General features: G+C 51.4%; 5 protein-coding genes. All 5 read left to right on the top strand.

Translation table 11 applies throughout. The annotated features are described in order from the left end of the window. The first annotated feature begins 13 nt into the window (after positions 1–13). The 5 genes from BTW08_RS11745 to BTW08_RS11725 all read left to right on the top strand — a co-directional run bounded on the left by BTW08_RS11745 (position 14) and on the right by BTW08_RS11725 (position 13647). Positions 14–2254: a DNA/RNA helicase domain-containing protein gene (locus tag BTW08_RS11745; protein ID WP_246837719.1), complete on the top strand. Its 2241-nt coding sequence runs from the start codon at positions 14–16 to the stop codon at positions 2252–2254. Between the two features lie 125 nt (positions 2255–2379). Next, on the top strand, positions 2380–2736 hold the full coding sequence (locus BTW08_RS11740; protein WP_075562709.1) for a nucleotide pyrophosphohydrolase: 357 nt from the start codon (positions 2380–2382) through the stop codon (positions 2734–2736). A 641-nt stretch (positions 2737–3377) separates the two neighbouring features. Continuing rightward, entirely contained in the window at positions 3378–3707 is a 330-nt protein-coding gene (locus tag BTW08_RS11735) for a hypothetical protein (protein WP_139313642.1), read from the top strand. 182 nt (positions 3708–3889) lie between these two features. Continuing rightward, the gene (locus tag BTW08_RS18975) at positions 3890–7369 is read left to right on the top strand and encodes a hypothetical protein (RefSeq protein ID WP_139313641.1); all 3480 of its coding nucleotides are present in this window, start codon (positions 3890–3892) and stop codon (positions 7367–7369) included. Between the two features lie 35 nt (positions 7370–7404). Then, positions 7405–13647: a DEAD/DEAH box helicase gene (locus BTW08_RS11725; protein ID WP_083627836.1), complete on the top strand. Its 6243-nt coding sequence runs from the start codon at positions 7405–7407 to the stop codon at positions 13645–13647. The last annotated feature ends 12 nt before the right edge of the window (positions 13648–13659 follow it).

Below are 13659 nucleotides of genomic sequence, written 5' to 3'. Positions count from 1 at the left end.
CTCGCTGCGCTTCATGATGAGCGCCCTGCTCGATGAAGGTATCCCGGCCTCGGCAGGCGTGGCGATCGAATACAACATCCCGCTGACCAATCGACGTGTCGACTTCATTCTCACGGGCAAGAACCCCCGACGGGACGATACCGCCGTCATCATAGAGCTGAAGCAGTGGGAGTCCGTCGAGGTGACGAAGAAGGACGCCATCGTCAAAACTCGGCTTGGCAAGGGGGTGCGCGAGACCAATCATCCGTCTTATCAGGCGTGGTCCTACGCGGCGCTCATCGAGGACTACAACGAGACGGTACGTTCGGAGTCGATCAAGCTGATGCCCTGTGCCTACCTGCACAACATGAAGCAGGGAGACGCCATCAATGATGCCTTCTACTCCCATCACACCGGTCGAGCGCCTGTATTTATCTCGCCGGATGCCCTGAAGCTCTCGGCGTTTCTCAGTCAGCACATCAAGTATGGCGATAGCAACGCCATCATGTATCGCATCGAGCATGGGGTGATCAAGCCGAGCAAGAACCTGGCGGATGCCCTGGCTTCGATGATGGACGGTAACGCCGAGTTTCTGATGATCGACGAACAGAAGCTGGTCTATGAAACCGCACTCGATCTCGCCCACCGGGCGGCCAAGGGTGACAAGCAGTGCTTGATCGTCAAAGGCGGGCCGGGTACCGGCAAGTCGGTGGTCGCGATCAACCTGCTGGTGGAACTGACGAAGCGCCAGATGATGACGCAGTACGTCTCGCGAAATTCCGCCCCGCGTGAAGTGTTCAAGAAACGGCTTACCGGCACGCGCAAGAAGACCCATATCGACAATCTGTTCAAAGGCTCGGGTAGCTACGTCAACGCCGAGCCGGATACCTTCCATGCGCTGATCATCGACGAGGCGCATCGCCTGAACGAGAAGTCGGGCATGTATCAGAACCTGGGGGAGAGCCAGATCAAGGAGGTGATCGGCGCGTCACGCTTCTCGATCTTCTTCATCGACGAGGCGCAGCGCGTGACGCTGAAAGATGTGGGCACGGTCGAGGAGGTCCGGCGGCGGGCGGCGGAGTGCGGCGCCGAGGTCAATGAGCTGGAGCTGGCGTCGCAGTTTCGTTGCAACGGCTCGGATGGCTATCTGGCCTGGCTCGATCATGCGCTGCAGATTCGCACCACGGCCAACACCGACCTGGAGGACATCGACTACGACTTTCAGGTATTCGATAACCCGAGTGCCATGCGCCGGGCGATTTTCGAGAAGAACCGCAAGGCCAACAAGGCACGCATGGTGGCGGGCTACTGTTGGCCCTGGGCCAGTAAGAAGGACAGGCAGGCCATGGACATCGTGTTTCCCGAACATGGCTTCGCAGCCCAGTGGAATCTCGATGACGACGGCATGCTGTGGGCGATCGCCGATGGATCAGCAGAGCAGGTCGGCTGTATCCATACCTGCCAAGGGCTCGAGTTCGACTACGTCGGCGTCATCATCGGGGACGACTTCGTGATTCGTGATGGTCGCGTGGTGACGGACGCGGGTAAGCGGGCTGGGCAGGACCGCTCGGTGCATGGCTACAAGAAACTGCTCAAAGAGCAGCCTGAGCATGCCCGTACCCTGGCGGACCAGATCATCAAGAACACCTATCGCACACTGATGACGCGGGGCCAGAAGGGCTGCTACGTCTATGCCACGGACCCCGAGACCCGCGAATACTTCGCGGCCTTCGCTCGTTCGCAGGCAGCCACCGAGCATACTGATCAGGCTGAAGAGGCCCAGGCGCTGGATGGCTTGCACCTTCCCATCGTGACGCGTGATGAGGCAGTGCCGTTCGAGCGTCATGTGCCCGTCTACGATCTGAGATTCGCTGCCGGCGAGTTCAGCGAGATGCAGATCGCCGACGCCGAGCACTGGGTCGAGCTGCCGGACTTCATGCGAGTAAGCCCCGACCTGTTCGTCAGCCGGGTGATGGGGGAGTCGATGAACCGGCGCATCCCCAACGGCGCCTGGTGCCTGTTTCGTGCCAACCCTGGCGGCACTCGGCAAGGCAAGGTCGTCGTCGTGCAGCATCGCGCCATCGAGGACCCGGACCACGGCGGCAGCTTCACGGTGAAGCAGTATCAGAGCGAGAAGGTCGAGGAGTACGGCGAGTTCGTGAACCAGCGCATCGTGCTGAAGCCCCAGACCAACGCCTTCGGCTACAAGGACATCGTGCTCGAGGACGAGCTTGAGGATCTGAAGGTCATCGGCGAATTCCTCTCCGTGCTGTAGCGAGTGGGCGCCCGATTTCCGCCTATGCCTATGCCTATGCCTATGCCTATGCCGATGCCGGGCTAGATAGCGAGCGGCAGAGCAGGCATGCTCACCGCTATACCGCAGAATCAGGTAAGCCCTAGATGTCAGATCCGTTCAAGCAGCTCCGTGACGCCATGGACCAGTTCGCCACCGAGCGCGACTGGGACCAGTTCCACTCGCCCAAGAACCTGGCCATGGCGCTGACGGTGGAGGCCGCTGAACTGCAGGAGTGCTTCCAGTGGCTGACCGAGGCGCAGTCTAGGGAGCTGGATGAGCAGCAACTGGCCGCCGTGCGCGAAGAAATTGCCGATGTTCAGCTCTATCTGATCCGGCTGGCGGGCAAGCTCGATGTGGATATCGAAGCGGCATGCCGGGTAAAGATGGAGAAGAATGCGGAGAAATATCCCGCCGACCAGGTGAAGGGAAGTGCGAAAAAGTACACGCACTATCAGGATTAATGTCATGTGTGGCCGCTTGTCCTCTGCAGCGGCCTTCTCTGGCTGGCTACGTCCCTCAAACTTTTTCCCGCTGAATTCGGGCTCAAGCAGGGGCGGAGACTCAATTTTCGGGAGCAGCTTCGATGAAGAAAAGTCGTACTCGCTACTCCCAGAATTACACGGCCGAGGTCTTGGCGCTCGCCGACCGTGTCGGCATCAGTGCTGCCGCCTGAGAGCTTGGCCTTCAGACAGCTCTACCAGTGGCGGACCAAGGCCCAGCGGCAACCAGTCGCTGCTGAGCCGGCACGAGCTCCACCAATGCAACAGGATTGCTAAATTGTTCGAGCACATCGAGATGGATTACGACCGGCAGCGCCGGCACAGTGCATAATTAGCCCTGAAACCTGCGAGGCCCGAATGGGCGCTTAGATCAGTGTCCACAATTGCCGGGTAAGATCACTCGACGAAAGAGGGGCCAAATGGTCTTTCATATGTTGACCTAGATCTGTTTAATAGATGATGCATATAAGCGACAGCTAAGACCGTTCCTGATGATGCCCGAGGTGATGCTACTAAACCTGCATCACCTCGTTCGTCTTCAGGAGTGCCTAATCGCCTTGCGCCCCCAATGAATCTTGTGGGCGTTCAGGGGTGGCGGTAGCGTGCCCGAGCTACGGGTAGCGCTACTGGCCGTGACGGTACGTATCACTAACAGAATAAAAAGTGGTAATACGTTTGAACGGGAACTCGTGTCACTCCCCACCACGCCTCTTGACCGGCTCAAGCAACAGACCGGCAGCCTGTTGCAGGCCATGCACAAGGTTATCCCCGGTAACAAGCTGCCCATCGCCCCGGTGCTGGTGTTCCCCGATACCCGAGAATGGCATGGCACTTTTCCTGAACTGACCTTGAAGCGCACATCTATTTTCAAGGGAGATCTGACAGGCTTGTGCCAGGCTCAATTGACTGCACTGTTCAAGAATACTGCCTGAATGGGTTGGGCGGCCATGAACGCGCTGCCCCAAGCAAACAGCAAGTCACCCTGTTTCAGCACCATCTGTTACGTCGTCCGACCTGTGCATTGACCAGCAGCGTTGGCGAACAGGCACGTAATGCAGAAAGTAGCTTTTAGGGTCGAGCACGGCATTAGTTTCTGATAAAAACTACAATATAAATGAAAATGGTTAAAAGGTGGTTAAGTGGAGAGAGTCCTGAGATGTCAGGTAGAAGCATAGAAGAAATTAGTCGCTTCTTTTTCACACGTGATTTGGAAGCTGGTTATCTTACTCCAGAGCTGGGGAAGTATAAAATATGTGTAGATAATCAGTTCGCTGAATATATGCGAAGAGCAGGGTTGTATGGCTATGCGTCGCACGCTAAAGGAGCACAAAGTGCCGTTACTGTTACTACTTGGTTTGTTCAGATTGACGACTTAATACAAACGGAGTCAGTCCTGTATCGAAGCGATACTGCGGCGGGTGATCCACAGATTTTTATCAATGGTGTCGGTGATTATTTTGTGGCAGGAAATGTGTTAGCAATTCTTGTACATGAAGGCCAAATCTATGTAGTGAATGCTTCCTGCGATGACCTGCTAGACTCTGCTTACGATAAATATAGTCCGCTCAGTAATCTATTAGAAATGATGGTTAGTGCTAAGAGTAAGCCCCTCGGTGATAGGTTTAGTGAGTGGAACCTACGCTTATTAAGGAGCTTCTTTTCTGAGGCATCTACAGGAGAAGAAGTCTTTATTCGCGTTGACAAGGACTTTCTTGACCAAGTCGGCCAGGACATTGGTGGGGATGCTGGATTCTTAGAAGCTGTGCGTAAAGGGCCAGACTGCATTGTGTCTCACGAAAGTTTTACCGGGAGCATCCTCGAACTAAAGAAACAGAGGAAAAAGCCTTCACGAAGCTATAAAGATCCGGGGAATTTCGATCTAACATATCGCGGGCTTCGTGCTCCAGCATACTTGCCTTATCTCGCTGCCCTAGTAAGGAATGATGCAGAGAATGCGACTTCCTACTACGAAAGGTTGGCGATAGATTTAAAACTTCAACAACAATTTAATTCGCATGAAATGGGTCAGGTTGAGAAGGTTTGGGATGATCTGGAAGAATGGACAAAAGAAAATAATGGTCGATTCGGGTTTTTTAAACGGCGAATTCTAGGTGGCTATCGGTTAATAGGAGTTCCAAGATCCCAAAGTATTCTTAAGCCGAGTGACGTGGAAAACCTGACGAAAATATTCGTGCAGGCGCAGGTTAGATCTGGTCAAGAATTATCAGAAGAATCTTTGACGCGAATCCTAAATGAGGCCCGTGCGATGAAGTCCATTTTTACTGCTGGATTTCAGAGAGCGCTTGAGGTTGATGAGTTCGAGCAGCCAATCCGTGCTGCAATTTTCACAGCCTATTCCGATTGGGACGGAACGCTACCTATAAGGGGTGACGTCGCGAAGGGTGTTGAATCGTCAAATAACGATAGGAATGAAGGCAATTTTTTCATTGGAGTTTCGCTCTTTGTGGTTCAGGATTTTCCCTTGCAACTGTCTCCTAGCTGGCGGGTTCCAGCGATTCAGGACATCGGGAAGTTTGAATTGGCAAAAGATGATTTAATCTGGAGCGGACAATTTTACGGAACAGAAGGAGCAAATACTGCGCCGGCACATAACCAAGAGGCCGGTTTCTGGGGTGTTGCCGAGCTAGCTTTTGATACAGCAGTTCAGTTTGATGCCCGATGTTTTGTGAGCGAAGACTCTGAGCCGATGACCCTAGAGCTTACGCTCATGAGGCGGCTACTTTGGGTTCTAACGCCGACAATAGATAACTTAACAGGCGACATTGAGCTAAGGGAGGGGGACCTGCCAGCGAGCGGGTCTGCTTTTTTGATGGCGCCGCCCCAGAGTGTTCAAGCACTTCAGGGTTACATTGAGCGCGAAAAACCCGAGTTTGAGGTGGTCTCGGCGTTCGGTGTTCCAGAAGATTGGCTTATTGTTCGTTTAGTTGATTGCGCCTCGTTATCCGAAGAGCAGCGCATACTTCCCGACGGAGAGAAGGGCTCCCGACCACGACCGCGAGCAATACGTTTTGTCGGGGGGAGGTCCATTCGACGTGGCTACAGCCGGATGTACTTGCCTTATGACCTTCCGTTTATAGAGCTAGATGCTCCACAGTGCGCGAACGTTGTTTGCTTTGGGGGCATTGAAGTAGAAGAGCAATCTTCGCCTCTCTCGTTAGTCAAGGATTCCCATGTCGATTGGAGGCCTCTGAGGAGGTTCAAACTCAGGCTTCCTCATTCAAGAAGCGCCTCTTACGAACTCAAAGCAATCTCCGCTGACGGTTCAACTTTGGGACAGGCAAAATTAAGGGTTGCGGATCTGGGTGGTGATGTGGTGGATACGGGTAAGCCATTCAGTCTCGACAATTTTGGCAGGCCCGTACACTCCTATGAAGGGTTGTCCGGCGCAGTCCTTGATACTGCGCGTGACGAGTCGACAGAATCGCCCAGCGAACTAAACGATTACGCTCTTACGGATATCGAGTTGGGCTCTAGTTGCTGCAGCCAGACTCTAAAGATAAGCACCCATGAAATGTTCCTAGATGCACTCGCTCAATCTGGTAGCTTGGATTATGGGGTGGCGAGAGACTTATTACAGCGACTTTTACTTTCAAATGGGGAAGTGGACGAGCCAGTTTTTCTGTTATTTGAGCTTCGGCGACGAGGTTGTTTAGGGGTATCCACGACGCACAAGGGCCACATTGCGCGCATACACTCGATAAAACCGACTCTATATTCACTTCCTTTAAATTTTGCTGGTCGGCCGATTTGGGCTGTGGCTGGAACCTTACGTATTGAACATTGGAAAGTGATCGCTTGTGAGACTCAGGCATGGTCGGCACACCAGCTCAATAACAACCAGAGTGTATTCGGGCCTTGGCGTTTAGTGATCAGAGACAAATCAGTTGCCCTAGTGACCTGCAGCCAGATTGGCTTTCAATTTTCAGAAAAACCTTGTATTTCGGTGGCTAGCTGGTCAGCGTCCCTCGATTTATTCAGGGAAGAGACGTTCAGGAATACCATGGAGTCCATTGGCAGCGCGCGTGAGGGTGCAATGCGATTAAATGCATCCACGGGACGCTTTACTGCAGCCCCTTTCGGTGATGTGTGCGAGTTATGGAGGGTTCGGGACCTAGATATTGGGGTAGGTAATCTGTACGTTCTTGCTAACCAAGGCAAGTACGCGTTTATTAGTGACTCGCGCTGGGGTGTCTGGGTGGCTCTCGATTCGTTTGCCAAACATATTAGCTTTTATCCTGAAATGGATGGTGTTCACCCCTTGCCCATTACTTATGAATCCGGCAGAAGAACGATGTGGATCCCAGCCCGCATTAGTTTGCCAACTGTACTTGAACAGGCACTTGTCCTGTGCAGTGGTGACTCACCGGACATTATAACGCTTCGAAAAGATTTTGCAGAGAATTCGGACATCAGGCTCCGGCTTATCCGAAAGAAAGATGGTTTTTTTGAGTTTTCTGCAAACAAATTATACACAGATATGGCTGATGGAAAGTGGCTTGCTTACAGGTATGTCCCCGAAAGAATTGCCAGAATAATTGCCGGTAAGCTTGGGGCGGTTCTCGACGTAATCTAAAAAGCAGCTATACAAGATAAAAACCGACAGGGAAGATGATGAAGGATCCAATAGGCGCGCACAAAGCTTTGCAGGATGGAATCAAGCGGTATGTAACCTCCGCTTTCGGTACTAAATCTTCTACCTTCGAGGAAGATAGGAAGAGTTTATTAGATCAACCCGGCGTTCTCTTCCAAATACCTTACGTTGAACCAACCCAGTCTTATAAGTCGGGCCGTCCACTAGTCGATCTCTCAGAAGATGACCTCCCTGGCTTGAACGCAGCTGGAAGAAAGGCCTTCAAGGCTATCACCGGTGCGGGCCTGTTTAATGGTGAGTACCCGCTGTACCAACACCAGCAAACCATGCTTAGAGAGTCTTTGAAAGGTAAGCATTGCGTTGTCGTAACCGGGACTGGCTCGGGAAAGACAGAAGCGTTTCTGCTCCCGGCGCTAGCGAACATTATTCGAGAAGGTACCCATTCATCGAGTCAATGGACTCAGCCTACGAGGGCGCCGAGAGAGTGGACCACCGACAATCCCCCTGAATGGGGCTCCACCAGAAAAGAATTGCGGGGTGAAAAACGTACTGCTGCTGTTCGAGCACTTGTACTGTATCCAATGAATGCGCTTGTGGAAGATCAAATATCTCGTCTTCGCCTCGCGCTCGACTCTGATGAGGCTCTCGAAGCACTTGACCTGCACCTTGCTGGCAATAGAATCCGCTTTGGCCGCTACAATGGCTCAACGCCGGTTGCTGGTCATGCTTTCAAGGCCGATGGAAGATCAAATAGCAATAAACGGTCAGCGCTAACTGCTGAATTTAAGGCGGCGATTGGCGACCACATTTTGATGCGAAAAAAACTCGACCGTTGCCGCAAAGAGTTAGCTGACGCAGAGGCAACGGAAAGGCAGGAAGCAATAGAAACTGCTAGGCAGCAATTGTCTGATGCAGAAGAAGAAACGAGCTTCATTCGGCGTATGTCGCCGGACGCTGCAGAGATGTTCCACCGCTGGGAAATGCAAGCAGCGCCGCCTGATATTCTGGTCACGAACCTTAGCATGTTATCCATCATGCTGATGAGGCACTCAGATCCTAATATTCCCGGTGATCGGGCTGACTCTGATATCTTCGAGTCCACGCGACAGTGGCTTAGCGAAGATCGCGGAAACCATGTTTTCCAGCTAATTATTGACGAGCTTCACCTGCACCGCAGCTCTGCAGGTACTGAGGTGGCTTATCTGGTGCGCCTCCTAATAGACAGGCTCGGACTCAGCCCGGACAGTTCCCAGCTTCGCATTCTCGCGTCAAGTGCATCTTTAGATGGTAATGATGACCTAACCTATGAATACCTCGGAGGGTTTTTTGGATACACGCCTGACGAGGCAAAAGCGCGCTTCCACATAGAGTCAGGTGAACCTAAATATCCATTGGATGGTGACATCCCTGAATTTGATAAAAATCTATCGGAAACCTGTGTCAAGATTGGAAGGGGTCAAGCGCAAGGTTGCAACAATCAATCGGCACTGGAGGCTGTTGTTGACCAGTTAACATTTGATCAAGAACGTACTAACAAGTGTATTCTTGCCGCGTTCGATTCAAATGGCCAGATAAGAGCCAAGCCGTTGGACGAAATTTCCAACTACTGGTTTTCGAGCTTGCCACCCGACGAGCGTACAACGGCGACTAGAGGGCTTTTTTGCGCAATAGGCTCCGATTATGCGAAAGTAAGAAAGCTTATTCTGCCCAGCCTCCGCTTCCATTGGATGGCAAAAAACATTGATGGCCTATGGGCTACGATTGACTTAGGAGAGGGAGATCGCGATCGACGGGTTGGAGAACTTCTGCCTGAGCGTAAGCTCTCTATCGAGGGGCGGCGTGTACTAGAGGTTCTGTATTGTGAATGCTGTGGAACCCAACTGCTTTGCGGTAACAAAATTGCATTAAAGAATGGATTAGGTATAGAAAAAGAGTTTGAGTTAACGTCTCTTGAAACACAAATTGAGGGGCTTCCGGAGACTACAGTCGAAACCCGAACCGATGCCCAGAATTATAGAGATGTAGGTGTTGTTTGGTTGCGTGACCCAGATACTCCGACTGTGTCTGCGGACGAATTAAAATGGAAGCACGGTACAATTGAGACGAGTTCTACGAGCACCAGCCCTGGCAGGCCATTATCGTACATGCCCGCTAGCTGGCTCCCAGCTAGCATCAACCCTGTCACTGGGCTGGTTACTCTTGGACGTGCTCCCAAAGAAGGTGAGCTAGCCTGTTACTGGTTCCAGATTGACGTGACAGAACAGGATCGTCATAAATATTCTGCAATGCCCCAGCGTTGTCCATCGTGCCTGATCGACTATTCAGAGCGTTACGGTCGCCGCACGCCTATCCGTTCTTTTGTGACCGGTTTGGCAAGAATGTCCCATCTTTTCTCAAAGCATGTAATGAGTAATTTACCGGAAGGTAAGGCTAGAAAACTCGTTGCTTTTTCAGATAGTCGAGAAGCTGCGGCCAACCTCTCAGTTGGAGTGGAGGAAGAACAGTGGAAACTTCTGCTACGAACATTCGTCAATAGAGAACTCAAGAAGCGCTCCGTAAGTGGAATTGATCCTGCAATGAAAGAGGCGCTCCTTCTTGTGGAGTCAGGGCAGCTAGATAAAATTCCGGAGTTGCGAAACAAGGTAAAGAAAGCGTTCGGTGAAGTGAACGGCAAGTTGGATCAATTCAACCTTTTTGTTCAGGCAGCGAGGGCCGTGAAGGATGATGGCGAAGGGGCACTTGCTGCACAAACTGAACACGTAGAGCGTGTTCGCGCCTATAGGCAAGGGTATGTTTGGGTCGAGGATATCCTTGCCAAACCGGATTCTAACAAGGTTATCAGCCCGTTATGGCTGGATTTTATCGATATGGGCGTCAACCCTGGAGGGGCATCGATAGATAAAAAAATGATTACAGAAAACAGCGATTGGACTTCAGTCTTCCAGTCAACTGATGGGCAGCTCATTCCAAAGTTAAGTGATGACGCGACGCCTGAAGCGATTGTACATATTGGTCTTTCACTTCGTAAAAATGCCTGGCGTACATTGACTGGTCGCCTACTTTATGACCTAGAAGCACAAGGGATTGGCCACCTTGCATTTCCACCTACTCCGACTTTACAACCACCGTCTGGTTTATCCCCTGAAATATTCCGTCAGGTATGTGATAGCGTTCTCCGTATCCTCGCTGAGGAGAACCAGTTGGATCCAATCCCTTGGGATAGGCCTGCTAATGGTTGGCAATATCATCAGCCCACCGGCGCAGCGAATGAAGGACCAAAGAAAAAACGTGTTTACAGCTATCTATTAAAGGTAGCATCGAACCATGGCATAAATTTAGAAGAACTACGCGAGTTTGTGGCGCAAGCTTTTAAAATCCATGCGCCCGGGGTTGATTTGTGGGCTGTCGTCAAATTAGAAAAACTATGGGTGCGAGTCGTCCAGCCGGAAGGCCATCCTTGGGAGTGCAAAAACTGCGGGCAGATCCATTGGCAGGCATCGGCAGGTGTGTGTTCTCGTTGCCTCAGTAATCTCGAAGTTCAGCCGAATGGTAAAGCTTCAGCTGAGCAAATAGAAGAGCAGCACTACTATGCTTATGAGGCAAAAGATGAGTCCTCTACTTTCCGAATTCATTCCGAGGAGTTGACTGGGCAAACCCAAAATCAGGCTCAGCGCCAACGACACTTTCGCGATATTTTCTTCGACGATGAGACTATTGAAGAAATCGGCAAGCGTAAGGTGTTAGAAAATGTCGATGCTATCGATTTCTTGTCTGTTACTACGACGATGGAAGTTGGTGTCGATATAGGCTCGTTGCAAGCAATAATGCAAGCAAATATGCCCCCAGAACGCTTTAATTACCAGCAGCGAGTGGGGCGAGCTGGGCGAAAAGGCCAAGCATTTTCCGTGGCCTTTACATTTTGTCGTGGCCAAACCCATGATCGCATTCACTTTGATCACCCGAGAGAAATGACGGGCGGTGTTCCACCACAGCCACGACTTGCCATGGGGGATGACCAGCGCATATTGGCTGAGCGGCTCATCGCCAAAGAGATTTTGCGACGTGCGTGTCGAGATATTGGTATCTCTTGGACGTCTACCAGTCAAGAACCGGATACACACGGGGAGATGGGAACTATAGCTGTTGCTGAACATACCATCTTGTCAGTTGAGGCCTGGATAGATGAACATCAGGAGAGTATTCGAGAACTGGCGCATCTAGTTACCGCTGGTTCTGCAGTATCGATGAAAGCCCTTGTAGATTTTGTGCGCGATTTACCGGGGAAAATTCGTGAGGCGGTCAATAACACTGGTTTTGTCGCAACCACTCTTGCCCATCGCCTAGCCGAGGCAGGGATTTTGCCTATGTTTGGTATGCCGACCAACGTTCGGGACCTGTATTTCCAGCTACCTCACGGTAGAACAAGTGAGGCGAAAACCCTTAATAGGCCTGCCGACCAAGCAATCGCCGACTTTGCTCCGGGAGCGGAGCGGACATGGGATAAGCGCAGATTGATTCCCAAATACCTAGTAGCTCCAATTTTAAGCAACCCCGGGGGTAATTGCTGGAGAGTGTCAGGTCCACCGATTGGGGCGGCCTACATCCACATTCATTGTGGAGCCTGCCGACAGTTGAACACTGAGCCTGTACCGGTTGGTGAATTACAGGGGTTTGTCAGTGAAAAAGGGGTTTGGAATCCTAACTGGTTGCTGGAACCTCCGCAGGGTGTTGAGTGCCCGAACTGTGGGATTTTAGGCGCGAGACCATTCATGGCTGTTGCTCCGCGTGCATTCGCGACGGATATGAATATATCTCTACCGGCTTTAGGAGGAGGCGAAAGTAGAGGACGGTCTGGTTCTACGGACATTTCCAGCCCGATGCTCAGTTCGGAGGGTTACGAGAGGGCTTGCAATGCTTATATCAAATTAGAGCGTCAGGCCCCAGTTTTCCGCACCAATACCAATTGCGGTGAGTATTTTGGCTTTCGGGAGAAGAAAAGCCTTCAGGAGATGTATGTTGAGGCGGAATCTATCTGGTGCTCCGATGAGGATAATCCTGAAATGAGGGTCGCGCTTACATCTGCGAAAACAACAGACATACTTGCAATTCGGATGCTGGATGGCAACGGACTGACGTATTTTGAAGGAAAAAATGAAGCGCAGCTTGCGAGGCGTCGGGCTGCATGGTACTCGGCTGCAACCATTTTGCAGCGAGCCATTGCCCTAGAACTAGACGTGGATTCTTTAGACATTGAAATAGCGTCAGTCCATGCAGTCACAGATAATGGCCAAGGTGGTGGCGAGCTATATTTAGCTGATGCTCATCCAAATGGTGCTGGCCTAGTGGATAGTGCAAGAGGCCAGTTAGAGTCGATCTTGAGAGGCTGCTTATTTGGAAAAGGAACCACTCCGCGGATGGGGAAGATGATCCGTGAGGAAATCGAGCTCTCCCACGAAGCTGGCAACGAATGGCGGAGTCCAGACCTGCTACTCCGAGGCTTCCGAAACCGTCAGGTTCATGGTCTTTTGGATTGGGAGTTGGGTATTGAGCTATTGGCTTCTATGTTAGACGAAGATTTTAAGCCAGGTTTGGACAACGTCGCTGATGGCCGACTTTTGCCAACCGGAAGAGATGCTGACTGGCTATTACGTGCTGGCAAGCTTGTTGATACATGGTTTCTCAATGGCTTTCCTGCTGAATCGGTCGTACACGAAGATACTGTCCATGGGTGGATTCAGGGCGGAGTCTTCAACGTAGTTGTACATCCCTTATGGAGTAGAAGTCCGAGTCAGCGAAACGCTATAGGCAATGCACATCTCTTCGCTGCCGATAAAGGCCTAAAAAAAATAAGACGTGTCGATTCCTTTAATCTATCCAGACGTATGGTTTGGGTCAGAGCCAATCTGTCTAATGACGATATATTTGTTGTTGAAGAAGTTGATGCGAGTTCACCTTCTGGAGAGCCTAGCACCGTTTCCACATCACCCAAAAACGTTGTGACGATAGATGACCTTCACATATATACTGATGATGACATTGTCACCTTTGATGACCAAAGCTGGAAAAGAACAGCCCCGAAAACGCTTAACCAGCTTGGAGATGGCGAGGAGTGGTTGGCGGCTACTTCGACCGGTGAGCTTTTGTCAGTCAGAGTTTCATACAAACATGGAATGAAAGCGCCGAGGCTGCGGACCAGCAATGGCTTCGTTCCATCGAACGAAGCTGCACTGTTAAATTTTGTCGCACGGCATATTAAATGAAAGGGATGATTT

Origin of the sequence: Salinicola sp. MH3R3-1 (genome assembly GCF_001937155.1) — a bacterium.
GTDB lineage: Bacteria > Pseudomonadota > Gammaproteobacteria > Pseudomonadales > Halomonadaceae > Salinicola > Salinicola halophyticus.
Note: the sequence above shows the minus strand (reverse complement) of the source record. Positions and strands in the feature narration are given on the sequence as shown.